This is a genomic window from Pseudoalteromonas sp. H71 (genome assembly GCF_001468485.1).
In the GTDB taxonomy this organism is placed as follows: Bacteria; Pseudomonadota; Gammaproteobacteria; order Enterobacterales; family Alteromonadaceae; genus Pseudoalteromonas.
In genome coordinates, this window is record NZ_LODI01000002.1 from 245843 (window position 1) to 272480 (window position 26638).

27 protein-coding genes and 1 pseudogene are annotated in these 26638 nt (G+C 39.8%); 8 read left to right on the plus strand and 20 right to left on the minus strand.

Going from position 1 to position 26638, the window contains the following annotated elements:
• Positions 1 to 26: 26 nt before the first annotated feature.
• The 17 genes from ATS71_RS03325 to ATS71_RS03405 all read right to left on the minus strand — a co-directional run bounded on the left by ATS71_RS03325 (position 27) and on the right by ATS71_RS03405 (position 17209).
• Positions 27 to 452, minus strand: coding sequence for a flagellar protein FlaG (locus ATS71_RS03325; protein WP_058403527.1), 426 nt, complete (start codon positions 450 to 452; stop codon positions 27 to 29).
• An 86-nt stretch (positions 453 to 538) separates the two neighbouring features.
• Positions 539 to 1513 carry a flagellin N-terminal helical domain-containing protein gene (locus ATS71_RS03330; RefSeq protein WP_058403528.1) on the minus strand — a complete coding sequence of 325 codons (975 nt, stop codon included), beginning with the start codon at positions 1511 to 1513 and terminating at the stop codon, positions 539 to 541.
• Positions 1514 to 1677: 164 nt separating this feature from the next.
• Positions 1678 to 2646: a flagellin N-terminal helical domain-containing protein gene (locus tag ATS71_RS03335; RefSeq protein ID WP_010555890.1), complete on the minus strand. Its 969-nt coding sequence runs from the start codon at positions 2644 to 2646 to the stop codon at positions 1678 to 1680.
• A 497-nt stretch (positions 2647 to 3143) separates the two neighbouring features.
• Positions 3144 to 4118, minus strand: coding sequence for a flagellin N-terminal helical domain-containing protein (locus ATS71_RS03340; RefSeq protein WP_058403529.1), 975 nt, complete (start codon positions 4116 to 4118; stop codon positions 3144 to 3146).
• Positions 4119 to 4452: 334 nt separating this feature from the next.
• Entirely contained in the window at positions 4453 to 5685 is a 1233-nt protein-coding gene (flgL, locus tag ATS71_RS03345) for a flagellar hook-associated protein FlgL (protein WP_058403530.1), read from the minus strand.
• Between the two features lie 2 nt (positions 5686 to 5687).
• Entirely contained in the window at positions 5688 to 7691 is a 2004-nt protein-coding gene (gene flgK, locus ATS71_RS03350; RefSeq protein ID WP_058403531.1) for a flagellar hook-associated protein FlgK, read from the minus strand.
• On the minus strand, positions 7692 to 8687 hold the full coding sequence (flgJ, locus tag ATS71_RS03355; protein WP_058403532.1) for a flagellar assembly peptidoglycan hydrolase FlgJ: 996 nt from the start codon (positions 8685 to 8687) through the stop codon (positions 7692 to 7694).
• Positions 8688 to 8809: 122 nt separating this feature from the next.
• A complete protein-coding gene (locus tag ATS71_RS03360) occupies positions 8810 to 9904 on the minus strand; it encodes a flagellar basal body P-ring protein FlgI (protein WP_058403533.1) in 1095 nt (364 codons plus the stop codon).
• A 12-nt stretch (positions 9905 to 9916) separates the two neighbouring features.
• Positions 9917 to 10600, minus strand: coding sequence for a flagellar basal body L-ring protein FlgH (gene flgH, locus ATS71_RS03365; protein WP_006792704.1), 684 nt, complete (start codon positions 10598 to 10600; stop codon positions 9917 to 9919).
• A 15-nt stretch (positions 10601 to 10615) separates the two neighbouring features.
• Complete coding sequence (flgG, locus tag ATS71_RS03370; protein ID WP_006792703.1) at positions 10616 to 11404, minus strand: flagellar basal-body rod protein FlgG; 789 nt, start codon at positions 11402 to 11404, stop codon at positions 10616 to 10618.
• Positions 11405 to 11424: 20 nt separating this feature from the next.
• Positions 11425 to 12168, minus strand: a complete 744-nt coding sequence (locus ATS71_RS03375; RefSeq protein WP_058403534.1) for a flagellar basal body rod protein FlgF — start codon at positions 12166 to 12168, stop codon at positions 11425 to 11427.
• A gap of 156 nt (positions 12169 to 12324) precedes the next feature.
• Positions 12325 to 13686 (minus strand): flagellar hook protein FlgE, encoded by a 1362-nt coding sequence (gene flgE / locus ATS71_RS03380; protein ID WP_058403535.1) that lies wholly within the window; start codon positions 13684 to 13686, stop codon positions 12325 to 12327.
• 59 nt (positions 13687 to 13745) lie between these two features.
• Complete coding sequence (locus tag ATS71_RS03385; RefSeq protein WP_058403536.1) at positions 13746 to 14426, minus strand: flagellar hook assembly protein FlgD; 681 nt, start codon at positions 14424 to 14426, stop codon at positions 13746 to 13748.
• Between the two features lie 13 nt (positions 14427 to 14439).
• Positions 14440 to 14871 carry a flagellar basal body rod protein FlgC gene (flgC, locus tag ATS71_RS03390; RefSeq protein WP_058403537.1) on the minus strand — a complete coding sequence of 144 codons (432 nt, stop codon included), beginning with the start codon at positions 14869 to 14871 and terminating at the stop codon, positions 14440 to 14442.
• A 5-nt stretch (positions 14872 to 14876) separates the two neighbouring features.
• On the minus strand, positions 14877 to 15284 hold the full coding sequence (gene flgB, locus ATS71_RS03395) for a flagellar basal body rod protein FlgB (RefSeq protein WP_006792698.1): 408 nt from the start codon (positions 15282 to 15284) through the stop codon (positions 14877 to 14879).
• Positions 15285 to 15425: 141 nt separating this feature from the next.
• Positions 15426 to 16256, minus strand: coding sequence for a CheR family methyltransferase (locus tag ATS71_RS03400; protein ID WP_058403538.1), 831 nt, complete (start codon positions 16254 to 16256; stop codon positions 15426 to 15428).
• Between the two features lie 20 nt (positions 16257 to 16276).
• Positions 16277 to 17209 (minus strand): chemotaxis protein CheV, encoded by a 933-nt coding sequence (locus ATS71_RS03405; protein ID WP_058403539.1) that lies wholly within the window; start codon positions 17207 to 17209, stop codon positions 16277 to 16279.
• A gap of 142 nt (positions 17210 to 17351) precedes the next feature.
• Here ATS71_RS03405 and flgA point away from each other — a divergent pair, with 142 nt between their 5' ends.
• From flgA to flgN, 3 genes are all read left to right on the plus strand, one after another.
• Positions 17352 to 18059: a flagellar basal body P-ring formation chaperone FlgA gene (gene flgA, locus ATS71_RS03410; RefSeq protein WP_058403540.1), complete on the plus strand. Its 708-nt coding sequence runs from the start codon at positions 17352 to 17354 to the stop codon at positions 18057 to 18059.
• Between the two features lie 75 nt (positions 18060 to 18134).
• Positions 18135 to 18455 carry a flagellar biosynthesis anti-sigma factor FlgM gene (gene flgM, locus ATS71_RS03415; RefSeq protein WP_058403541.1) on the plus strand — a complete coding sequence of 107 codons (321 nt, stop codon included), beginning with the start codon at positions 18135 to 18137 and terminating at the stop codon, positions 18453 to 18455.
• The gene (flgN, locus tag ATS71_RS03420; protein WP_058403566.1) at positions 18448 to 18879 is read left to right on the plus strand and encodes a flagellar protein FlgN; all 432 of its coding nucleotides are present in this window, start codon (positions 18448 to 18450) and stop codon (positions 18877 to 18879) included. Before flgM ends, flgN begins: the two co-directional genes overlap by 8 nt.
• Positions 18880 to 19362: 483 nt before the next feature.
• Here the strand turns inward: flgN and ATS71_RS03425 are convergent, their stop codons facing one another.
• Positions 19363 to 19821 (minus strand): LPP20 family lipoprotein, encoded by a 459-nt coding sequence (locus tag ATS71_RS03425; RefSeq protein ID WP_058403542.1) that lies wholly within the window; start codon positions 19819 to 19821, stop codon positions 19363 to 19365.
• Between the two features lie 139 nt (positions 19822 to 19960).
• On the opposite strand from ATS71_RS03425, the gene ATS71_RS03430 reads away from it, so the two are divergent.
• Entirely contained in the window at positions 19961 to 21154 is a 1194-nt protein-coding gene (locus ATS71_RS03430) for a flagellar assembly protein FlgT (RefSeq protein ID WP_058403543.1), read from the plus strand.
• Here the strand turns inward: ATS71_RS03430 and ATS71_RS03435 are convergent.
• On the minus strand, positions 21151 to 22050 hold the full coding sequence (locus tag ATS71_RS03435) for a LysR substrate-binding domain-containing protein (protein WP_058403544.1): 900 nt from the start codon (positions 22048 to 22050) through the stop codon (positions 21151 to 21153). The two genes, ATS71_RS03430 and ATS71_RS03435, sit on opposite strands and share 4 nt — an antisense overlap.
• A gap of 111 nt (positions 22051 to 22161) precedes the next feature.
• On the opposite strand from ATS71_RS03435, the gene ATS71_RS03440 reads away from it, so the two are divergent.
• From ATS71_RS03440 to ATS71_RS03455, 4 genes are all read left to right on the plus strand, one after another.
• Positions 22162 to 22890 (plus strand): glutathione peroxidase, encoded by a 729-nt coding sequence (locus tag ATS71_RS03440; RefSeq protein ID WP_058403545.1) that lies wholly within the window; start codon positions 22162 to 22164, stop codon positions 22888 to 22890.
• Positions 22891 to 22943: 53 nt separating this feature from the next.
• Positions 22944 to 24392, plus strand: a complete 1449-nt coding sequence (locus tag ATS71_RS03445) for a dihydrolipoyl dehydrogenase (protein WP_058403546.1) — start codon at positions 22944 to 22946, stop codon at positions 24390 to 24392.
• A 145-nt stretch (positions 24393 to 24537) separates the two neighbouring features.
• Entirely contained in the window at positions 24538 to 25470 is a 933-nt protein-coding gene (locus ATS71_RS03450; protein WP_058403547.1) for a hypothetical protein, read from the plus strand.
• Between the two features lie 416 nt (positions 25471 to 25886).
• Positions 25887 to 26387 carry a group I intron-associated PD-(D/E)XK endonuclease gene (locus ATS71_RS03455; protein ID WP_058403548.1) on the plus strand — a complete coding sequence of 167 codons (501 nt, stop codon included), beginning with the start codon at positions 25887 to 25889 and terminating at the stop codon, positions 26385 to 26387.
• A gap of 71 nt (positions 26388 to 26458) precedes the next feature.
• Here the strand turns inward: ATS71_RS03455 and ATS71_RS03460 are convergent.
• Positions 26459 to 26638: pseudogene (locus ATS71_RS03460) on the minus strand (transposase); the annotation flags it as partial.

Below are 26638 nucleotides of genomic sequence, written 5' to 3' on the forward strand. Positions count from 1 at the left end.
ATATAATCCTAAATAGCTGGAATGGCCTAAACTGTTTTGTTAAACAGTAAACCTTTATTAGTTAATTTATCGGCAAATTCATCTAAAGCTTTAGCTATTTCCCTAAACTCTTCGGTAGGTATCTCTCTAATTACTTCATCGTTACTTTTATCAAGCACTTTAATGATAGGAAGATCTCCACTATCATCAAACTCAAATTTTAAGTTAGTTGATGTTACCGGGATATACTCATTTAACTTCTCTAGATTATCTTTTACCTCGACAAACAAATCTTTATCTTGTTTGCCTTCTTGTTCCTCAATATTTTGAGCATTCTTCAAATCAACAGCTTCTCTTGCTGTTAAAGAGGTGCCCTTTTCAAGCTTTTCCTCTTTTACCGCATCTTTACTAATAGATGAACTTACAATACTAAGCCCGTCTATTGTTTTTTGTGTAGAATTTAAATCAATCATCTCGGCTATCCTCGAAACATATAATAAGACTATAAGCCACATTTGAACTATTTGCTTAGTCTAAAGTGGCTCATAGTTCAAATCAATTAGCCTAAAAGCGATAACGCTGCTTGTGGACGTTGATTTGCTTGGCTTAAGATTGTTTGGCTAGCCTGTTGTAAAATCTGCATCTTAGTTAGGTTAGCTGTTTCTTGCGCAAAATCGGTATCTTGAATACGTGATTTTGCAGCCGATAAGTTTTCTGAGATATTTGACTGATTTCGAATAGTTGATTGAAAACGGTTTTGAACAGCACCAAGCTCAGCACGCTTCTTATCAACAACAGCAATCATCGAGTCCATACCAGCTAAAACAAACTGAGCATTACCCTGCGTTGATACACTAATTGTATCTGCTCTAAATTTAGTATCAAAGTCATCTGTTGCACCAACTGCTGCGCCAGAAACATCAGAAACACCAGCAGCTAAAGTTGTTAAACCTTTACCTGTTAGGTTACTAGCAACACCTGCGATTCCTGATAACGTGAATCCACCATTTGCAGAAATAGAGTTAGGACCACTTGCCGTAGTACCCACATCTTGCATACTAAAACCAATAGTTTGCACAGCATCTGCACCTACTTGGAATTTGGCGTCATAACTACCATCTAATAAATTTTGACCACCGAATGTAGTGTCTTCTGCAACACGGTTTACTTCTGAAGACAATGAACGAATTTCTTCTTGAATCGCTAGGCGATCTTCATCTGTGTTTGAACCATTTGATGCTTGTTGTGCCAGTGTACGAATACGTTGGAACATCGATGTTACTTCATCAAGTGCCCCTTCAGCTGTTTGTGCAAGTGAAATACCATCATTTGCGTTTCGGTTACCCTGATTTAAACCATTAACTTGTGATGATAAACGGTTTGAAATCTGCATACCTGCAGCATCGTCTTTTGCACTGTTGATACGCATACCTGAAGATAGACGTTGGAATGAAGTATCCAATGCATTACTTGATTTGCTCAGTTGTCTTTGTGCGTTCAAAGAACTCACATTACTATTTACATATAAAGCCATGATAGCCTCCGCTTCAAAGTTCGATAGATAGTAACGGGATACCCCTACCCTGTTATTATCCGTGATTTAGAGTCCTGGATTTTTAGTCCTCTAAATCATTTATCGTCCGATAAAGCGAAAGCTTTAGCTTTATTTGTATTTAATTTCTACTTACTTTAATTTTATTAACCTTGAAGTAGACTAAGTGCGGCCTGTGGACGCTGATTAGCTTGCCCTAAAATAGTTTGACTTGCTTGTTGTAATATCTGATTTTTAGTTAAGTTAGCCGTCTCCATTGCAAAGTCAGCGTCTTTGATACGCGATTTCGCAGCAGATAAATTTTCAGAAATATTAGCTTGGTTTCGAATTGTTGATTGGAAACGGTTCTGTACCGCACCTAATTCAGCACGCTTTTTATCAACTACAGCAATCATTGCATCCATACCTGCAAACACTTGCTGTGCATTAGCCTGAGTAGATACACTTATCTCTGCAGCAACCATACTTGTGAAGCTAGCAGTTGCAGCTGTAATACTACCACTACCAATTTCGCTAATTCCGGCCGCAAAAGTAGACATACTTTTACCTGCAACTGCAGATGCAATCCCTGCTATACCAGACATTGTAAAACCACCGTTTGCAGAAATTGTATTAGCACTGCCACCTACATCCTGCATGCTAAACCCGATTGTTTGAACCGCATCAGCACCAATTTGAAAACTTGCAGAGTAAGTACCATCAAGCAGATTTTGACCGCCAAAAGTAGTATCGGTAGCTATACGGTTAACTTCATCAGATAATTGACGGATTTCTTCTTGGATAGCTAATCTGTCTTCATCTGTATTTGAGCCGTTTGAAGCTTGTTGTGCAAGCGTGCGAATACGCTGAAAAGTAGAGGTAATTTCATCCATAGCACCTTCAGCAGTTTGCGCTAAAGAAATACCATCATTCGCATTTCGGTTACCTTGGTTAAGACCTAATATTTGCGACTGTAAACGATCTGAAATTTGTAAACCTGCGGCATCATCTGCTGCGCTGTTAATACGAAGGCCAGAGGATAAGCGTTTGAAAGACGTATCTAAGTCACCGCCGCTTCTCTCAAGCTGCCTTTGTGCATTAATCGCACTCACATTGGTATTTACATATAAAGCCATAATAAACTCTCTTCTTATCTGTCAAAGTTAGGTCACTATCTCGTTCAAAGAAAGTGGGAATTTGACAAAGTAGCTAGATATATAGGCGTTATACTCTGCCTAGGGGCAACTATCTGCCACTTTGTAAGTTAATAATAAACTTACAAAGACAAAAGCAAGCATTAGGCCAACTTTATTTTAAGGACTGTTAAAGATTGAGAATACGTTGTCTGGTGTGTCTTGATTTAAGTTTGGGCAGTTTGAGATTGAAGGAGTATAATTAATGAATAAGGCCCGTTAAGGGCCTTATTATTTGATAAGTTTGAGAGTGGGTGACTAAAATAAACTAATGGCATAGTTTATGCTAGTACATATATGTTCTACAAATGTTAGAACAACTTGGATTAAAGCCTCCGCTGGCAAAATCCTATAGCGCCTTTGTTAATACCCCATTAAGCAAGGGCGCTTTCATTTTTTCTTCGTCAATAAATTGACTAACATCATTTCTAAAATTTTAATTAACCTAGTAGGCTAAGTGCAGCCTGTGGACGCTGATTAGCTTGTCCTAAAATTGTTTGGCTTGCTTGTTGTAAAATCTGCATTTTAGTTAAGTTTGCAGTCTCTGATGCGAAATCGGTATCTTTGATACGTGAACGCGCAGCTGATAAGTTTTCAGAAATATTTGACTGATTACGAATTGTTGATTGGAAACGGTTTTGAACCGCACCAAGCTCTGCACGTTTTTTATCAACAACAGCAATCAACGAATCCATACCTGCTAAAACAAATTGTGCATTACCTTGAGTAGATACACTGATTGTGTCAGCTCTAAATTTAGCATCAAAGTCATCCGTGCCTGCTACGGCTGCACCAGAAATATCAGAAACACCTGCGGCTAAAGTTGTCAAACCTTTACCCGTTAAGTTACTAGCAACACCTGCAATTCCTGATAATGTAAAACCGCCGTTTGCAGAAATTGAGTTTGGACCACTTGCCGTGTTGCCCACATCTTTCATGCTGAAACCGATAGTTTGTACTGCATCAGCACCAACTTGGAAGCTTGCTTTGTAAGAACCATCAAGAAGGTTTTGACCACCGAATGTTGTATCTTCAGCAACACGGTTTACTTCTGATGATAACGAGCGAATTTCCTCTTGGATAGCTAAACGGTCTTCATCAGTATTTGAACCATTTGATGCTTGCTGAGCAAGTGTACGAATACGTTGGAACATTGATGTTACTTCGTCAAGTGCACCCTCAGCAGTTTGTGCTAGAGAAATACCGTCATTCGCGTTACGGTTACCTTGATTCAAACCATTTACTTGTGATGTAAGACGGTCAGAAATTTGTAGGCCTGCCGCATCATCTTTTGCACTATTGATACGCATACCAGATGATAAACGTTGGAATGATGTATCAAGTGCATTACCTGAGTTGTTTAATTGTCTTTGTGCGTTTAACGCGCTAACATTTGTATTTACATATAAAGCCATGATGTCTCTCCTAAAGTAAACTTATCATTTACTCTCAAACTTACTAGATTAAGCAGTGGTTGTAATTTCAACGCTGTGCTTGGTTAATTAAGTTATCGGTCTAGAAAAAAAATCCTTTAGCTTTTTTTTTTAAAAATCAGACTTATTTTTTAACTTACTGAATTTATTAAATTAAAATATACAAAATTTAAATTCATCGATAAATGCAAACACCATTAAAAATGTTTATAAAGTGCTTTTATTTATGAGATAAGCGGTTAATTTAAATAAAGTATTTATTAAAAGCGAAGAGTTTTAAAGAGTAAGGCAAAGTATTGCCTTACTCTGAGTTTAATTACAAGTAATCAAACAATGAAAGGTTTGCTAAACGGCCAAAGGTTGCCTGTGATGCCTGAAGTGCAGTTTCTTGTTTGGTTAACTCAGTTATTGCTTCTGTTATATCTATATCTACTAAGTCAGATCGTGCTGATTTGTTATTAATATCTAAATCTGTATTTGATTGCAGTACTTTTTCTGCTGTATTTATTCTCCCACCCAGCCCAGCTTGTGTTAGAGACACATTATTTTTAGCGTTCATAATTTGAACAAGCGAGTCTGCAATAACTTGCTCAAACTCCTCTTCTGTTAACGCAGGGTTAGTCAGGCCTGCAATAAGTTCACTCATTGAGTTGAGCACATTTTCTTTTTTAGGTGCTTCAAGCGTAATATCAATTTGACCTGTCGCAACTGGAGTAACACTTATCTCCATACCAGCAAACTTAATAGTAGAGTCGTCAATATTGCCGGTTGCTAGTATTGTACCTGCTTGCTCAATTTGATAAGTGTTGGGTGTTCCTGCCGTTGTGATCACATTTAGTGTATTGGCACCCGCTGCCGCTGCCGGATCAGGGTTATAATTAGTTTTATGAAACGTATCAAATTGACCTTGCTCGGTCACATACACCTTAGAGCTTGTAATCCCGCCCGATACAATTCCATCGCTAGAAACAACATCTAAACGCGCATCCACTTTTTCAAATGCATCAAACCCATTATCACTTGATTTAATATTAACCCCTTCGGCTATCTTAATCATATGCTGACCTTGGTCGCCACCATACACATACAAGCCAGTAGATGAATCGAGCGAGTAAGTCTGTGTATTGTCCTGATAACCAGAAAAAATGTATTTTCCGTCTTCCGTTTTAGAGTTCATTAAATCAAGGACTGTACTTTGAAGCGCTTTGATTTCTTCGGCAAGCCCTTCTCTGTCAGCAGCACTGTAAGCACCGTTACCTGATTGAATGGTTAAAGTATGCGCTCTCTCTAAGGCGCCTTTTATGTTTTCAAGGGCACCTTCTTCTATATTCAAACGGCTATTAAGCATGGTTATATTTTTACTGTACTGCTCATTACTCTGAATTCTATCGGTATATTGAAGTGCGCGAGAAGCTGCAGCAGGATCATCCGACGCCGTTAATACACGCTTTTGAGTATTTACTTGCTCTTGAGCCTTACTAACATTTTGTTGATTGTTCAAAATTGAATTTAAACTACTTTGGTACATCAAGTTATTTGATAAGCGCATAATTACCTCGCAGCACTTAATATAGTGTCAAAAATAGTACGAGCGGTTGCAAGCACCTGCGCAGAAGCGGCGTAAGACTGTTGAAAACGTAATAAATTGGCAGCCTCTTCATCTAGGTTTACACCAGAAAGCGATTCGTACCAGGCTTCAGATTGCTGAGCAAGCGCTTCAAACGCGTCGCCATTTGTTTTTGCTTGATTAGTTACCACGCCAATATCGCTAACCAACCCAGCATAAGCCTGATTAAATGTTTTGTGGTTGTCTGAGTTTGCACCGGTAACAACATTTTGGCGCACTAGTTCACCTTGTTGTAACCCCGCTAACTTTTGACCGTTACGATTATCATCAAAACCACCTTCGTTAAACTCAAGCGTAAATGTGTCGCCGGTTTCAGGGCTGCCTTCAATATCAAAGTCAAAACCATATAATTCAAAGCCACCACCAGCCTGTTGCAACATGTCTTTTGCTGGCGAAGTTGCTGTAAAAGTACTGCTATTCACACCATCGCTTATTGTGTATTCATTTAGATTAGCGGTTTTAACAACAGTAATAGGCCCGTTTGTAAAGCCTGCTGGTGATGTTGTAAAGCTACCTGTAGTAACATCACTTACTTCACCAACCGTAATTGTGGCATTACCTATGTTGTTAATGTCGTTTGCTGTTCTTATTGGTGCTGCAAGGGCTAGATCTTCACCACGGTTGGTTGCTAAAGACATATTTGCCGCCGACTCAGAGTTAAGCTTTATTTGAAACTGATCACCTGTATTTGCAGCGCCCGCAACATTAATTTCTAAACCAAACGATTCGCCACTCGTGATTGTAGATGAATCAATGACGCCAGCGGTTATATTTGCTGTTGATGCGGTGCCTAGCGGCTCACCTTTATTATCTATGGGCTGAATCTCTACCGTTGTCGCACTGGTATAAGTGACTATAAAATCACTTGCCGGCAATTCACCGCCTTTGCCTGCTTCAAGCGTTGCAGTCATACTTGAGCTACCCGTATTCGCTGCATAAGCATAGCCACCAACCGTAGGAATATTAAAAATGTTTCCCCCAAGCTCTCCATTAGCGTCCATACCTAGCTTGTTTTGTTCATTAAAAGAATCAGCTATTGCTAAACCCATTTGGCCAATTTGATTTTGAGCCGGGACTAGCACATCGTCTCTAAATGCCAGTAATCCGCCGATTTTTCCTTTTAATTTAGATACATCAACTTCAAGCGGCACTGCCTTGCCACCATTTACATCTAGCCTAAGCTCTTTAAAATTTGGATCAGGATCGCCACGCATAGAAAACAAATTAAACGAGCCATTTTGCATTACAACTGCTTCACCTGTGCCCATAAATACAAGTTTTTCACCGTTTGGACCATCCAGTGTTTCTATGTCTATTAGCTCAGATAAATCACGGATAGCCTTATCGCGTTCATTATAAGTAGAGCTCGCATCTGCTTGGTTATTAGTGCCGTTTACAGCGGCAATATCCTGATTTAATGTGCCAATTTTTTGAATTAAGCCATTCGCCTCTTCTGTAAATACGTCTAGCTGTTCATTGACAATATTTTTCTGATCAAAAACAATGCCTGAGAGTCTGTCCATTTGATTCACTAAGTTTTCAGCATCGGTCATCACAAGCGAGCGAGCAACAGTAGATGAGGGTTGATTTAGCGACTCTTGAACATTATTAAACAATGAGTTTATACTAGTAGATAAACTATTAGAGTCTTCTGAAAACAAACTATCAACACGATTTGCTTCTGTAACAAACTGATCAAAAAACGTTTTATTAGAGGTATCTCTATTTAATTGCTCTTGCGCAAACTGATTTAACAAGCGATAGGTTTCTCCTTTTCCTACCTGGTTATCGATCATAGTTGTATGCTCAGTGCGCTCTCGCACGTAGCCTTCGGTATTTACATTCGCAATATTTTTACTTGTCGTTTGCAGTAGTTCAGAGTTAGCTCTAACCCCTGAACTGGCAATATTTAATAAGTTAAACGACATTTACTTTACTCCTTGGCGAATTACGCTTGTTGCAACATCTTTTAATTGAGCACTGTTAAGTACTTTTTTTATCTTGTCCGCGTAATTAGGATCCGTTGCATAGCCAGCTCTTTGTAAAGAATCTAAAAAATCGCTTGGCTTAGCAGTATTTTGTAATGCTTCTTGATAACGAGGATTTTGAGTTAAAAAATCAACAAAGTCGTTAACACTCTCTTTTATCGAGTCATAAGCTCTGAAACTAGCCTGCTTTTTAACAGGTGTTCCTTCTTCAAATTCTAGGGTTACTTTACTTGCCTTTTCGCCATCCCAGCTTTTATCTGATTTGATATTAAATAAGTTATTTGAACTATTGCCGTCGCTCTTATTAATAATGTGCTTACCCCAACCAGTCTCAAGTGCCGCTTGTGCAACCATTACAGCAGGGTTTAAGCCAATTTTTTGTGCTGCAGTTTTAGCGTGTTCCCACACTGTAGTAACAAACTCTTCTGTGCTTTCGAATGGCGCTGAAGATGCTTTAGGCACTTTAGAATCGGCTTTATTGTTATGCACATTAATCGCTGCATTTTCTTCGTTTTGAGTATGAGGAAGCGACGAGCCAGCACGCATATCACTTAAAAAGTCATTGGTGGTTCTCAATACAGAGCCCGGCATAAAAGTTTTGCCGTCTGGCGATAACTGCTGAACAATTAAATCAGCAAGGCCTAAAGAGCCATTTGATGAAAGCTCAGTAGATAGCTGTTGATCGTGCATGTCTTCAAAAAACTTAACACTACTTGAGTTAAGCGGACTTTCTTTATCTTCAAACGCTTCGTTAGCTTTACGCATACTTTTAAGTAACATTTGAGTGAAAATAGCTTCAAATTGCGCAGCTGCTTTTTTTAGAGCGGCTTTAGACGCATCAGTCGATGCATCACCACTGCTTAAGGCTTCTTTACGAAGTGAATCTAAATTGCCTAAATCAAAAAAGTTTTGTTTGTCTAGATGATTCGTTTCCATCAGCTTTTTGACACAATAGTGAATAATATAAATTAAAATGCAAAATTTAAGCCAGATTGGAAATGTGAATGAGGGAGTAAAAGGGAAGCTTTAGCAAAGCATTTGCTAAAGCTTAATAAATATTAAATAACAACAAGTTGACCGTTAATAGCTCCAGCTTCTTTTAGGGCTTCTAAAATAGCCATTAAGTCGCCTGGTGCAGCGCCTACCTCGTTAATAGCGCGTACTAAATCGTCTAAGCTAACACCCGGGTTAAAAACAAATGCACGAGAATCATCTTGGTTAACATCAATGATTGATTGCTGTGTCACTACCGTTTCCCCCTCAGCCAACGCATTAGGTTGAGTCACGTTTTGCTGCTCTGTAATAGTCACTGTTAACCCACCATGCGTTATTGCAGCAGGCTGCAACTTAACATTTTTGCCTATTACAATAGTACCAGTACGGGAGTTAACTATAATTTTGGCAGACATATCTGCAGGTTTAAACTCCAGGTTTTCAAGTGTTGATAAATAAGATACGCGTTGAGAGGCATCTCTAGGAGCAATCACACGAACAGAGACTGAATCGATTGCTTTTGCACTGTTAGGCCCGACTAAATCGTTAATTGTTTTTTCAAGGCGCTTTGCTGTTGTAAAATCAGGGCGATTTAAATTAAAAGTTATAAAGTCACCTTGCATAAACGGGCTTTTAACTTCACGCTCTACTGTTGCGCCACTTGGAATGCGCCCCACCGTCGGGGTATTAATAACAACACGGCTGCCGTCAGCACCTTGTGCGCCGAGGCCTCCAACAATTAAACTGCCTTGAGCTACAGCATATACATTGCCATCAGCCCCTTTTAAAAACGTTTGCAACAAAGTACCGCCACGCAAGCTACCCGCACTGCCGATAGATGAAACGGTGACGTCAATTGTTTGACCTGGCTTTCTAAAAGCAGGTAATTCAGCATGTACAGCAACGGCAGCAACGTTTTTAATTTTAGGACTTAAGCTTGCAGGTAGCGAAATTCCAAAATTGCTCAACATGCCTTTAAAGCTTTGTTGAGTAAACCGGCTTTGCTCACCAGTACCCGGTAAACCGACTACTAAGCCATAACCTACCAACTGGTTCGATCTAACCCCTTCGACCATAGAAATATCTTTAATACGCTCTGCATTTGCCGAAAAATGGCAACCTATTAGCGTGATTAAACAAATTAACTTTAATACATTCATAATGAATGCCCTCTAAAAAGGAAAAATCGAACTGCTGAAAAAACGTGTTAACCAACCTGCACTTTGCGCTTCTTGTGTTTGCCCTTTGCCAGAGTACTGAATACGTGCATTGGCTATTCGGTTTGACTCAACTGTATTATCAGAACTCACATCTTGCGGGCGTACCAAACCTTCCAAACGGATAAATTCTTCGCCAGTGTTTAAGGTTAACCACTTTTCGCCGCGAATCACTAAGTTACCGTTAGGTAGAACACGCATAACATTGACCGAAATATTGCCAAATAAGCTGTTGGATTGATTTGATTTAGAATCACCCGTAAAAGAGGCATCGCTACCAATACCAAACTGAATACTATCGCCACCAATGTTAACGGGTAAACCTCCAAGCCCTATTACAGGGTCTAGGCTTGCATCAGATTGCTTATCAGTTTCTGTTTTAGCAGCTTTCGTTGCTTGAGTAGACTCTTGTAGATTAACAGTAATAATATCGCCAGTACGCAGTGCTTTTCTGTCTGCGTATAAGTCGTTTGATACATTAGTATTAAATAACGAACCCGTTGCAACTACCGGCTCCATACTTGGTTCAGGATACATTGGCGCATAATAGGGGTCATCTTGAACAACATCACTATTTTGTGTTGAGACACAGCCACTTAAAAATAATGTACCTACCGCAAATAACATATAATGACGCATAATTCCCCCTACACCTTATAATTGCTGATTAATGTAACTCATCATTTCATCAACAGCCGAAATAACTTTTGAGTTCATTTCATAGATTCGCTGCGTTTCAATCAGGTTAACCAACTCTTCTGTTACATTTACATTTGATGTTTCAAGTGAACCCTGAATAATTGTGCCTAAGCCTTCTACACCCGGGTTACCTTGCACAGGCGCGCCACTTACAGCCGTTTCGGTGTAAAGGTTTTGCCCTACAGGCTCAAGACCCGATGGATTAATAAAATCACTAATTGTAAGCTGGCCAATAACAACGTTGTCGGCTTGGCCTGAAATACGCACAGATACTTCACCATCTTGTGAAATAGTGATTGATTGCGCATCATCAGGAACGTTCATCTCTGGTTGCACAACATAGCCAGAACCAGACGTTACAATTCGACCATCGCCATCGGTAGTAAACTGCCCATTACGAGAATAAGCAATATTGCCATCGGGTTGTAATACTTCAAAAAAGCCAGGCCCTGAGATCATCCAATCCAATGAATTCTCAGTAGTTAGCATATTACCTTGAGAAAAGTTTTTTTGGTTAGCCACTACTTTTGCACCGGCACCTAACATTAAACCAGATGGCATTTCGGTGTCTTGTGACGAGCGGCCTCCGGGCTGGTTAATATTTTGATAGAGTAAATCTTCAAAAATAGCGCGGCTTTTTTTATAACCGACCGTACTGGCATTCGCTAAATTGTTTGATATAACCGAAATATCGGTTTGTTGAGCGTCTAGCCCCGTTTTACTGATCCACAATGCTGGATTCATAATCGTGTCCTCATTTAAAGTTAAACTATGCGCATCAGCTGATCTTGTGATCTATCAAGATCTTCAGCTGTTTTCATCAGTTTTACTTGTAACTCAAATTGACGTTGATGGCTGATCATATCGACCATTTCGTGAATAGGGTTCACATTAGACATTTCTAAGGTTCCGCTTAATACTTTGACATTGGCAGAAGTATCAACAACCTCTCCTGCCTTAGGCCTAAATAAACCATCGTTCCCTTTTTCTAGTTGAAAACTATTAGCTTCAACCACCTTCAAACGGTCAACTTCTTCTAAAAACGTAGCAGGCGCCCCCTGCGGACGAACTTGAATTGCACCGTCTTCACTAAATTCAATTTTTTCGATCGGTACTGGTAAAATAACAGGCCCGCCTTCGCCAATTACTTGACGACCATGGCTGGTCATTAACCTACCTTCAGCGGTAATATTTAATGTACCCACCTTGGTGTAAGCTTCATTGCCTGAGGCATCTTGCACGCTTAACCACGCGTTATCGCTCATTGCAATATCTAGGTCTCTGCCTGTTTCGACTATGCCGCCAGAGGTCATATTAGAACCCGGACGCTCTTGCATAGAAAAAACACGCGACGGCAACCCTTCGCCAAAAGCCTGCATAGAGCGAGCTTGTGCAAAGTCTGACTTAAATCCAGTGGTATTCGCATTCGCCAAATTATTGGCTTTGAGGGCCAGCCCTTGTAGGCTTTGTTTAGCGCCTGAGGCCGCAATGTAAACCATTTTGTCCATAGCATCGACTCATTTCAAAAATCTCTATACACAGGAAATGCAAAATAGATGCCACAATAGGAAATGATGTAAAATGGTTATAAAACAAACTAAATGAAGTAAAAATAAAAAGGGCCACTTTAAAAAGCAGCCCTTAACATGGTGTTAAGTATTAAATTAACGAATCTGTAAAATTGCCTGTTGCAGTGTTGAGTTAACCTCAAGCGCACGAGAGTTAGCCTGGAAGTTACGCTGAGCACTAATTAGGTCAACCAACTCATTCGTTAAGTTCACATTAGATTGCTCTAGTGCTGATGAATTTATTGAACCTAATGTACCCGAACCTGGTTCACCTGCAATTGGCTCTCCTGACGTTAAGCTCTTTTTCCAAGAGGTATCACCAACTTGCGATAAACCCTGTGAATTAGAAAAACGAACCATCGCTACCTGACCTAAGAAAGATGTGTCGCCATTACTGTATGAAGCCACTATTTTTCCGTCGGTACCAATATCAATACCCGCTAAACGACCAACCGTAGCGCCATCTTGGTCTAGCGCTTTAACTTCAAATCGACTTGCGTACTGAGTTGGCTGCTTATTTGTAGTTGCAGCCTCATCTCGCCAATTAAGCTCTACGCCCGTATCAGGAAATGACGCGCCGTTGGTCAGTAACGAAGATAAACCAGTCCCAGCACCCGCAGGTAAAACTAACTCATCGAAACTGCTTGGGTTTGCATTAGCAACCCCATTTGTTGTTTCAGGTAAACCGCTTGAGCTAAAACCTAGGGTAGTTAAAGGTGTGTATGGCGCAGTAGTTTGCTCAGCGCCCGTTGCTGGATCAACAACTAAACCATCGAGCGTTGCATGTATATCCCACTCATTAGGGTTTGTCGTCGGATCATTTTTTACAAAAAAGTATTGTAAAACATGTGCCTCACCCAGTGAATCGTAAACAGTGGTTGAAGTTGATGAGTTATACGAAGCACTTTCTGTTGGATCAAATGGCAACGAAGGCGCATCTGCACGTGAATCTAAATTAAATGAGCTGTATACCGTTGCCGTTGCACGAGGTGATCCAGACGAATCAGGGATTTGCAGTGCCGACGAAGTACTTAAACTAACAGAGGTCGTATCGCCGGTAGCCTCATCTACAGGGAAACCTTGTAAAAAGTTACCTTTAGCATCAACGATAAAGTTATCTTTATCTAACTTAAAAGCCCCTGCTCTTGTAAAGGTAAAATCTTGCGCACCCAGGTCTTGGCTCATTGCAAAGTAGCCTTCACCTGTAATGGCTAAATCCAATGAGTTATTAGTAAATTGCAGCGAACCTTGGTGAAATTGCTGGGCAACCATAGTAGTTTGAACACCGTCACCATTTTTAGTTCTACCAGAACTAAAGACTGAAGAGGCATATACATCTGCAAACTCAGCACGTGACTCTTTAAAACCGGTTGTATTAACGTTCGCAATATTATTTGCGGTAACGTCTAAATCTTTTTGTGCGGCAGCTATGCCTGTTAATGCAATATTGAAGCTCATAATTGACCTCTAACCTATTAAATACAGCCTGCAAACAGGCGAAATATTATTAAACTCTATTACGCGATCTCTGCGACATCAGTCAGCCTAACCGCACCTTCTTTAGTGTTAATAATGATGCCATTAGCACCATTTATATTTACACTTTCAATATTTTTAAACGTAGCAATAGGAAGGCTTGAAAATTCACCGTTGGTGCTGCCTTCAGCCACTATATTGTATTCACCCTCTGGTAAACGTTCACCCGCTTCGTTTTTACCATCCCAAGCAAAACGTACTGCACCAGCCGATTGCGATCCTAGTTCAATACTTCTTACAAGTTGTCCAGATTCATCCGTAATACGAAGCGTTAAACTCTCTACTGGGCTTTCTGCAACCACTGATCCTTTGGCGTCACCCGTTGCATTTAAATCTAAAGAATCTGACTCTAATAACGCTTGCTTTCCAACTAATGTTGACGCTTGTAAAGCGGAGTTAGATGTCATCGAAGCTGCAAGTGACTCAAAATTACTATTAAGGTTTGAGATACCTTCAGCCATAGTGAAGTTGGTCATTTGCGCAATCATTTGATCGTTATCCGCAGGCTTGCTCGGATCTTGAAACGATAATTGCTGAGTTAACAACGAGAAGAAATCTTCTTGAGTTAACGCATCGCTTTGCTCTTCGGTTGTAGTTGGTGTTGTATCCTGCCACCTTAAAGAGTCTAAATAGGATGAAGATGTACTAATATCGTTACTCATAACCTACCCTCGGTTAACGCTGACCTAGCAGCAGAGTTTTACTTAACATTTGCTTAGCTGCATCTGCAACTTGCACGTTTGTTTCATAAGAGCGAGAGGCAGAAATCATGTTAGCCATCTCCTCTACAACATTAACGTTGGGTTTGTAAATATAACCATTTTCATCCGCACTCGGGTGATTAGGGTTGTATTCAATTTGTAATGGTGCACTGCTTTCAACAATGCCCAGCACCTTAACACCAACAGAGGAGCCCTGATTGTTACTTGCCGACTCAGAAGCTTTGGTAAGCTCTGCAGCAAATACAGGTTGTCGCGCCCGGTACGTTTTGTCTTGAGAAGAGCTAATTGTATTGGCATTCGAAATATTACTCGCAGTGGTATTTAAACGCACATTTTGTGCGCTCATACCAGAACCAGCAATATCAAAAACGTTATATAAACTCATAATTATTATCCTTGACTACCGAGGGCTTTATTCAGGCCTTTAAACTTGCCGCTTAAAAATTGTAAGCTGGCCTGATACTCCATAGCATTCTGTGTATACAAGTTCCGTTCCACTTGCACATCTACTGAGTTACCATCACCTGTATCTGTTTGATTTGGCGTACGAAATAATTCATCACCACCCACACTTCGGGTACCACCACCAATGTGTTTTTCATTAGTAGTTACCATTGTATTGCCGCTTTGCTGGTGTGATTTTGCCGCTTTTAATGCTGAGGCAAAATTAATATCTTTTGCTTTGTAGCCCGGCGTATCAGCATTAGCAATATTACTCGCTAGCACTTCTGCTCGTTGTGAACGGATCAACATAGTATGCTGATGCACACCTAAAGCTTTATCAAAACTGATAGCCATAACCATCTCCAAAAAATTGACTTAGTTTGAATAAAGCAATAAATAAGCCATTTATAATTGAGTGATTATATTTTTTGTAATCGAATGATTTAAAATGAAAAACGACACATAGTGTGTCGTTTTAAAGGAAAGAAGGAGGGTTTACTTCTTTTGGTAAATAATGCCAGGGTTGCATCTAACCATATCAAATTCGTCACTTAATCCGGCCATTGACTCCGAAGCCCCTAAAAATAAATAACCTTTAGGGTTAAGTGCTTGCGCAAATTGTTTAATAATTTTAGCTTTTACTTCAGGAGAAAAATAAATAAGTACATTACGGCAAAAAATAATATCGAATTTACCCATCAACGCATACGAATCGAGTAAATTTAAGTGCCTAAAGCTCACTTGCTTTTTCAATGTATCGTTTACTTTTGCCATGCCATTGCCGCTGTCTGTAAAAAACTTTTTACGGCGCTCAGCCGATAAGCCTCGTGCCAAAGCTAGCGCGTCGTACTCGCCATTTTTGCACATATCTAGCATGGTATTAGAAATATCAGTACCAATTATTTGAGCACCCATCTTTAATACACCAGGCTGTTTAGCCTGAAACTCCGCAACCGACATAGAAATAGAGTAAGGCTCTTGCCCAGACGAGCTGGCCGCAGACCAAATTTTTACCGGTCGCCTTAACTCTTTAAACTCAGGAAACAAGCGGTTTTGTAGAAGCTCAAACGGGTATTGATCTCTAAACCACAAAGTTTCGTTGGTGGTCATCGCATCAACAACAGCCGCTCGTAATTGCCTTTCATGTGGCCCTAGTGTTTTGCTAACAAGTTCAGATAACGACCCTACATCAAAACGAGCCATTAATGGTGCAAGCCTGCTTTTAACCAAGTATTGCTTATTTTCACCAAGAACAATACCACATTGCTGTTCTAAAAATGAACGAAATTGATCGTATTCATTTTGCTGCAAGTCTTTGTTATTCAAATTAGTAGCACCTGTTTTGATTATTCACAATGAACCCATTTTTTAACCGCAGTGGCTAATTCATCTGGGTTAAATTTAGCAATAAAATCGTCTGCCCCTACCTTTTCAATCATTGCTTGGTTAAATACACCACTGAGTGACGTATGCAAAATAACATGTAAAGGTGCAAGTTTAGGGTCTGCTTTTATTTCTGCCGTTAGTGTATAGCCATCCATTTCTGGCATTTCAACATCAGATATAAGCAGCGCCACACGTTCTGTAATATCGGTTTGGCAATCAAGCTCGGCAATTTCTTTGAGTCTTACGAGTGCTTCTTTACCATTTTTGGCAAGTTCCGTTTGCACACCAAGCGGCTCTAGCGCACGTTTTACCTGATTACGTGCAACCGCACTATCATCAGCTATAAATACTATTCGCTCACCCAAGTCTTTCTGAATATCGCCACTTTCAGCAACTTCTGCGCTTACTTCGGTGTTAACAGGGCAAATTTCGTTTAGGATTTTTTCAACGTCGAGTATTTCAACAAGTTCGTTTTCAATTTCTGTAACAGCGGTCAAGTAAGAATAACGACCCGCACCCGATGGCGGCGGCATTATTTTTTCCCAGTTCATATTAACAATGCGCTCTACACCACCAACTAAAAAGCCCTGCACAGAGCGATTGTATTCGGCAATAATAATAAAGCTGTCTTGAATATTGTCTATTGGGCGTCCACCTACAGCCATTGATAAATCAATAACCGAAATAGTTTGACCACGAATATGTGCAACACCACGAATGTAAGTGTTCGACTTTGGCATACTAGTAAGCGGAGGACATTGAAGAACTTCTCTTACCTTAAATACATTGATCCCAAAACGCTGGCGCCCTCTGAGTTTAAATAATAGTAATTCTAGGCGGTTCTGGCCAACCAGCTGAGTACGCTGGTTTACTGAGTCTAAAATGCCTGCCATTAAAATCTCCTTTAGAAAACAAATAATACGGAACGATAATTGCTTCCTATATATACAAAGCTACACAACATCGTGGGTGCGTCTTAATTTTGACGCAAAATATTTATACCCTGTTTGAAACCATAAGCATAGTCGAAACATTATGAGTTTGTTAAAAAAAATCAAAAGATACAGTGTTTTTTATTTTGTTGCTAGCCTAGGTTTTGCATTCCCTGTATCTGCTCAGGTATTTAGTAAAGCATTACTACAAGAAATGGCTGTAAATTACATCGCTGAACAAATTGGTGAACACGATAGTAAGCAAATACAGCTTAGTGCATTACCGTTGGACAGCCGCATACCCGATCGTGCTTGTTCAACAACACCTACTATTATTTCATCGAGTGAACCCCCGTTTAACAGGCAAATTACAATACAAATTAAATGCGACGATCTGCAAAGCTGGGCGCAATACGTTCATATTAAGGTGCAAAAAATGGCGCCAGTTGTTGTTACTACTGATAATATTGCGCGGGGTGAAGTAATAACCAGCGATCATCTAACCATTGAAATGAAACCAACACACTTTGTAAGAGTACAATATCTAGACGAACCAAAAGTACTTATTGGAAGCAGAAGTAAACGCAACATTCGCGAAGGTATGCCAATATTGCTGAATCAGATATGCATGGTGTGCAAAGGTGATGCAATTAACATTTATGCAAGTATCAAAGGGTTACGAATAAAAACAACTGGCGTTGCGCTTGAAGATGGTACATTAGGCGATCAAATACGTGTAGAGAACAAAAAAACAGGTAAAGTTTTAAATGCGCGTGTAGATGGTGTAGAGTCTGTACAAGTAAATATTTAATTAAAAATAATATTAAAGTTTACTAAAGATATGCCGATAAAGTGGTATTAGTTGGGTAAATTATGGATTTTTATTATGGTTAATCAAGTCAATTCAGGTAATCAACAACCAAGCGCTTTAGCTAACGCTAAACAACAAAAGGTTGATTTACAAAGAGATAATGCAAATACACAAGCGGCTCAATCGGCTACACCTAAAGCTGCCAGCGATTCTGTGAGCTTAACACCACAAGCACAGCAGTTAAAAACTTTGCAAGAAAAAGCACAACAGTCGTCTGGGTTTGATAGTGACAAAGTTGCTGAGCTTAAAAAAGCAATCACTGAAGGTAAGTATCAAATTGACAGTGAAAAGCTTGCAAAAAATCTAGCTGACTTTGAGTTTGATGTATATGGCTGATCATAATAGCTTAATTATTGTTAAGCTAAACGAGCAAGATAAGTGTTTAGACTCTCTCGATGTTTTATTAAACGACGAACTAACAGCTATTGCCTCAAGAAGAGGTGAAGGTTTAAAAGAAATTACCCAACAAAAAATGTCTTTATTAACCAAGCTAAATACCCTCGACCAAGAGCTTAATAAGTTACTTGCTAAAAACGACGAACAATCAGAAGAGCTCCCAGAGCTTATTTCTCAAGTTCGTAGTAAGTTAGAGAAATGCCAAAAACAAAATGAAGTAAACGCACATGCAGCGCATCAAGCTCAGCTAAGCGTTAAACAATTAAAAAGTATTTTAATTGGAGCCCCGTCATCCACTACATACAACCAGTCTGGCGGTGAAGTTAACACTAACGGCCAACTGGTGCGAAACTTAAAAGCTTAAATCAGAAACTATTCAGCTTAATAGCGCCGCCTTTAAAACATTACCTACCTGTTGTTTAATATATAGAATCTCAAAATTACTTAGCAAATGTAAATCAACTACATTAGTGCGTGTTGTACTCTGGTGGGTTAATTTTCAGCAGCTTGTTTGGGTTTTATGTAAGGCGGAGCCCAGATAGTGTGGGACTCCCAATAAATTGACGATAACGCAGCATTAATAGTCAGCAGTCGCTGCTCGAAGGGGTATATCTAGAGGTTATTTACTCTTTATTGCCTACATGGATGTAATACCAATCCTCAATAATACTTAATCATTTTGCGGGGCAAAACGCGTTAATAGCTTTAAAATAGATGACTTAATTAAGCTAATTGGTATAGCCAGTAGAATAACGCAGGAGCAGTTATCCTACTAGCTTACATATCTCGTGCAGTGGCTAAATAACCTCTAGTTTGAAAAGTTTTAATCCGCAAAAATCAACAGGTCTTAGTAATAAGTCACTTTTTTAACTTCACGTGGTTTTATTTCACCAATATATAGGTCGTGCACACGCTTCATATTGAGTTCAAGCTCAGTAACATAAGTATCGTCTACCGCATAAGTTTTAATAATTTGCGCACCTTTAATTACGCCTTGCACTTTGCTTTGTAAGTAATCGTCTTTTGCTACTGCGTTTTCAACACTCATACCTGCGGTCACCTTTTGCCCATAAACTTGTTCAGTGAGCTCTCGGTAGGCTTCTAGCTTAGAGGCTTTGATTGCCATAAGCTGTTTTTGAGCAGCACTCGCTCCTTTTTGTAAACTAATAGGCGCGTAACCTACCGCTTTTAACACGGGGTAATTATTAGGTTCAACGTATTTGTATTCTACGTGCTTATCAAACACGCTGCTGCATCCACTTAAAGTTAAACACCCTAATGTGATCAGTAATGAAATTGCTCGCATAGTTTTATGCCCTAATATATTAATTATTTTGATTTATGCACATTTAATGCCATTAATAGTGTTATCTTCGTCGATAAACAACATTGGTACAGTCCTTGCTGCTTTGATAATAAAGCTAACGTATATTTGGAGTAAAAGTATGAAATCGTTTTTATTAAAGGCATTTGCAGGACTAAGCGCAACTGCGTTATTTACGTTTTCGGCTTTTACAAATGCGCAGTGGTATGAATCTACCGGGCATGCACTTATTCAAAACGACGACATAAGCACGGCCAAATCAGCAGCTATAAAAGATGCCATCACTCAAGCGTTGGTTTTTTCTGGGGCACGTGTCAGCTCTGTACAAACCTTGGTAGACGGCGTATTAATGCAAGATCAGTTAAAAATTAGTAGCCATGGCGAAATTCAAAAAATTGAGCTTGTAAGTGAAAATAAATACGACGATAAATTTGCCATTACCCTGCGTTTAGATATATTTGCGCAAACAGAGCAATGCCCGCAAAGCAGCTTTAACAAATTTGTTGCCGTAACACAAAGTCAGCTAGCTCATCGAGAGCAAGCCAGAATGGGTCAAATATTTGACGTAAACAAAGCAATTAGCAAGCGAATATTCACCACCTTACAAAAATCAAAAATGAGCGCCCTACCCGTTGCTTATTACAACATGCCTGTAAATGTAGATAATTACTTTTCACAACAGTACGACTATTCAAAAATACAGTTAGAAGAAATAGCATCCCGTACTAACGCTCAGTACGTGTTACTTAGCCAAATTACAGACCTATCAACAAGCGATAAACTCAATAGCGATTATGCTTTTTGGCAGGACGACAGCTACCAACGCAATTACAAAATAGAGTTTAGCCTTTTTAATGGCACAACCTACGAGCAACTTTGGACTAATAGCTATCAAGGCCAAGGTATTTGGCCGTTTGAAAAAACCGCTATTATTGATGTAAACAGTGATAGATTTTGGCAATCGCCTTACGGCCAAAGCATACAAGATATAAATCAAACCTTGAGTTATGATTTACAAGCTGTGCTAGCCTGTTTTCCAACACAAGGTAAAATAATGCATATGGAAAACAGCAAAATAGTGATTAACTTAGGTAAAGCACATGGCCTAAAAAAAGGACAAATGCTAAGTATTGCACACCATAACTACCTAACTGATGCTGCAGGTAATGTAATGCCTCATACCACTACAACACTTAATAAAATACGCGTAGAGCAGTTATATCAACAAACTGCGGTTGCAGTTAGCATTGACGACCAACCTTTGCCCGGCGTACAAATCAACGATGTAGTTGAAGTAATAAGCCAAGAACTCTAAAGTTTTTTATCAAGCTGTGTTTTTAAATTAGGGTGAGCCGACAACCACTCACCTAATTGCTCAACCCCTGCCAAATGCGGATAATGCTTTCTGCATGCAAATACAACATTACGCTGTTGGTTGGGAAATATAGGCATATAATCAATGCCTCTTCGCTTTGTGCAAGCTAACTTTGGCACAAAAGTAACCCCATCATCCATCGCCACTAATGCAAGTAACGTTTCTAAACTATTGCCTTTATATTGATTAGACACATCAACCCCTGCTGAAAAACAAAACTTTTGGGCTTGATCTTTAAAACAATGACCATCATTTAACATTAATAAGCTGCATCCTTGAAGATCGCTAAGCGCTACTTTTTTATGCTTAGCCAATGCGTTGTCTTGTGAAACAGCAACTAAAAAGTCTTCTTTATAAAGTGGGATAGTATGGTAGTGCTTAAGTTCTGGTACGTCGGCTAAAATTGCAAAATCAAGCTCACCATTATTAAGCGCATCTAATATGGTCGCGGTTTGCATTTCGATAAACGAAAATTGGCTGTCTACAAACGCCTCTTTCATCGAAGTTAACAACGTAGGCAATAAATACGGTGCGATAGTTGGAATAATACCAATTGTTAACTTACCTTGTAATGGGTCGTTAGAGGTAGAAGCAAGCTCTTTCAGTATTTGGGTTTGCTCTAAAATAACCTCTATTTGCGCTAGTAAACGTGCTCCTTTAGCCGTTAGGGTAACTTGTTTAGTTGAGCGGTCAAATAAAGAAACACCCAAGGTTTGCTCAAGCTTTTTAACCTGCCCACTCAGTGTTGGCTGGCTAACAAAGCACGCATCGGCTGCTTTACGAAAATGTTTATGTTGCGCTATAGCTTTAACGTATTCAAAATCTTTTAAGTTCATGTTCAGCTCCAACCTGATAGCTTTTGACTATCAGTTTAATACAAACAAACGATTAGAACTATATTTAAATTTTCTCCATAATGGCTTCAACAAATCAAGAGGAACTAAACCATGTTAAAGAATATTGAAGGTCAAACAATCCCTAACGTTACATTTGCAACACGTCAAAACGACGAATGGAAATCGGTAACAACAGACGAAATTTTTAAAGGCAGAACAGTCGCTGTATTTTCACTGCCAGGCGCATTTACCCCAACATGTTCATCTACTCACCTTCCTCGCTACAACGAGTTAGCTGGCGTATTTAAACAAAATGGCGTAGACGAAATTGTGTGTTTATCAGTAAACGATACATTCGTAATGAATGCATGGGCTGAACACCAAGAAGCGCAAAACATTACTTTACTACCAGACGGCAACGGCGAGTTTACAGACGGCATGGGCATGTTAGTAGACAAAAACGATTTAGGCTTTGGTAAGCGCAGCTGGAGATACTCTATGCTGGTAAAAGATGGCGTAATTGAAAAAATGTTCATCGAACCAGATCTACCAGGCGACCCGTTTGAAGTGTCTGACGCTGACACCATGCTTGATTACATCAACCCTAAACAAGCTAAACCAGAGCCAGTAAGCGTTTTCACTAAACCTGGTTGTCCATTCTGTAAAAAAGCAAAAGAGCTTCTTACAGAAAAAGGATTTGCCTATGAAGAAATTACTATGGGTGCAGGTGCATCATTAACAAGCCTCAAAGCAATCTCTGGCCGCGACACCGTTCCACAAGTATTTATTGGTGGAAAACACATTGGTGGCTCAGACGACCTAGAAAAATACTTTGCTTAATAAGTAATTTTAAATAGGGGCCAAGCGCCCCTATTTACTAAAGGAAAAAGACGATGAAACAATTGCAAACCGACGTAGTAGTTATTGGCGCAGGTACCGCAGGACTCAGTGCATACCGAAACGCTAAACAGTTTACCCCTAACGTACTTATGATCGAATCAGGTCCCTATGGCACAACCTGCGCACGCGTTGGCTGCATGCCGAGTAAATTATTGATAGCGGCAGCGGAAGCTGCGCACTCTATCGAAATGGCACCTGCATTTGGTGTGCATAGCTCAAAGCCTGTAATAGACGGCAAAGCAGTTATGTCACGCGTTAAAAGTGAACGCGATCGTTTTGCAGGATTCGTAGTTGAAGCCGTAGATGAACTTCCAGACGAAGACAAAATTAAAGGTTACGCTAAATTTTTAGATGCCAACCGTGTACAAATTGACGACCATACTATTATTACAGCCAAGCGTTTTGTTATAGCCACAGGCTCTCGCCCTTCATATCCTGGTGTATTTAATAATTTTGGTGACAAATTAATCATTAACGACGACGTATTCGATTGGGACGACCTACCAGAATCTGTTGCCGTATTTGGCCCGGGCGTAATTGGCCTTGAAATAGGTCAAGCACTTAGTCGCTTAGGCGTTAATGTAAAGTTATTTGGCGTTGGTGGTGCTATTGGCCCCCTCACCGACCCCGTAGTAAAAGACTATGCAAATACTGTTTTTGCAAAAGAATTTTTTGTTGATACCGACTCAAACGTATCAGACATGATGCAAGTGGGCGACAAAGCACAGCTTACATACACCGACAAGCAAGGTGAAAAACACACCGAACAGTTTGACTATGTACTTGCTGCAACAGGCCGAGTCCCCAATGTTGACAAACTAGGCCTCGAAAATACAGGCATAGAGCTTGACGAGCGCGGTGTACCGCATGCCGATCCGCATACAATGCAATGTGGCGAATCAAACATATTCATAGCCGGCGATGCCAGCAACATGATCCCGCTACTTCACGAGGCGTCTGATCAGGGAACCATTGCAGGGCAAAATGCAGGGCATTTTCCAGATGTACGTATTGGCCTACGCAGGGCCAAAATTGCCGCTGTATTCAGCGACCCACAAATAGCCATGGTAGGTGAAAGCTTTACCCAAATAACAGACCGTTTAGCTTCATGTGGCTGTTTTGAAGTAGGCGAAGTAAGCTTTGAAAATCAAGGCCGGAGCCGTGTAATGCTAAAAAATAAGGGCCACATGCGTGTATACGCAGAGCAAGGCACCGGCTTATTTTTAGGCGCAGAATTTATTGGCCCACAAGCAGAGCACATAGCACACCTACTTGCATGGGCAGTACAAAACAAAATGACCGTACCACAAATGCTTAATATGCCTTATTACCACCCGGTTATAGAAGAGGGTTTACGCACCGCACTGCGCGATTTAAACGCCAAGCTTAAGTTTGGCCCAGATATCATTAACCACTGTATGGAATGTGGCCCAGGCGCATAACTTACAAAAAATAAACACTTGCTATCAAAAAGCCAAAACGCCTGTTTTGGCTTTTTTATTTATATAATTTTTAAGCACTGGTATCTCAAAAAATAGTTTAGCTGTTACACTCAATACGTAATTTAATTAAAAAGATGGAATAGCTATGCCCAATAATAAATTTAGACTAGTCACCCGTAGCGATTTTGATGGCCTTGTATGTGCCGTACTACTAAAAGATTTAGATCTAATTGACGATATTTTGTTTGTTCACCCAAAAGACATGCAAGATGGAAAAATAGACATTACCGCTAACGATATTACTACTAACCTCCCCTATGTAGCGGGTTGTCACATAGCATTTGACCACCACCTAAGTGAAACCGTTCGTAACGCAAGCGACATTAAAAATCACGTTATTGATCCTAAAGCGCCTTCTGCTGCGCGTGTAGTATACGACTACTACGGCGGCGCTGAAAAATTTCCTGATATTTCAGTAGACATGATGGACGCTGTAGACAAAGGCGATGCGGCACAGTTTTCAAAAGACGAAATACTCAATCCAACCGACTGGGTGTTAATGAACTTTATAATGGATGCCCGCACAGGCCTGGGCCGCTTCCGCGAATTTAAAATTTCAAACTACCAATTAATGATGAAACTAATCGATGCCTGTAAAGATCAAAGCATTGACGACATATTAAAAATGGAAGATGTAGCCGAGCGAGTAGCGCTGTATAACGAACACAACGAAAAAGCAAAAGCACAAATAACACAATGTGCAACAGTACATAAAAACCTAGTAGTGCTAGATCTAACCCAAGAAGAAACCATTTACGCCACCAATCGCTTTGTAATTTACGCCATGTACCCCGACTGCAATATTTCAATTCATAAAATGTGGGGGCTTAAAAAGCAAAACGTAGTGTATGCAATTGGTAAGTCAATTACTAACCGCAGCTCAAATACAAACGTGGGTGAGTTATGCCTTAAATACGGAGGCGGCGGACACTTAAATGCAGGCACCTGCCAAGTAGAAACCAGCCAAGCTGAAACAGTACTAAGTGAATTAATTGATAAAATTACCAGTGATGGTTAATTATTAATTATCAGCTATTAAATTGTAAAGCGAGTAAGTTTAGATTTACTCGCTTTTTTATGTGTAGTTATAAATTTTTAGCTATAAAAATAACTGCTTTACTAACGCTTCAACTCAATAGTTATTAATATGTTAGGTTTTTAAAGGCAGCTTTGAGCGAAAAGCGATCGTTAACAGATACATTTCAATTTCCCCAAAGTATATTGCTTGCATAGTCAGGAAAACGACCTAATCGCTCGTTTTTGTCCTTAAGTAAAAAACTGGACTACTATATTTTGGTAGTACTGGCAAATAGTTAAGAAGTTTGTTACAAATAAGTGATTTAAATAAACGAGCGACGCTGTGGTAGAAAAACGTGCAATTCGCTCGCTATAAACATGTTATGTGCCACCGATTACTCAACTATGTAGGTCTTAATGGATAAGAACTTTTTGAAATCCTCTTATAGAGAAAAACTTATAGAGCATTTGTTTATTGGTGAAATACTCAAATTATCTTGGGTGTCAGATCAGTGCTCTATAGAAGTATCTAAGCCGGAAGTGGACAACCAAGGATATGATTTAATCATCGAAAACAATTCATGCTTGAGGCACGTTCAGTTAAAAACCTCAGCTATTGGTGCGCGCGCTAGTGGCCAAAAAGTTCATGTCGCACTCGGGCAAAAGCACTCTGGATGCGTAGTCTGGATATATTTCAACGAAGATACATTACAACTTGGTCCGTTTCTGTTCTTTGGAAATGAACCAGGTAAACCGCTTCCAAACATCATGGAGTTTAGAATCGCTAAACATACCAAGGCCAATGCGCAAGGTATCAAAAACGAAAGGCCTGAGATAAGGGTTATTCCGAAGGGGCAATTCAAAGTTTTAAACAGTATTGAAGAATTATCTGGAGCTCTTTTTGGCGAAAGCACATAACAAGTGACTATGGTGTCAATTCCTAATTTTAAACCATTTTAGGATCCCACATGACACCATCCCTCACCATNGAATTTATGATCACTACCAGCTTTCGTATACACGCAATAATGGCTACTTTTTTAGGCTTTCCTGCTTTAACCATGCGTTGATAAAGGTCTTTAAATTTAGAGTTGCACTGAATGGCTGACATCATCGCCATGTACATGGCAGTTCTTATTTTAGGTCGGCCGCCACGTATCATTCGCTTA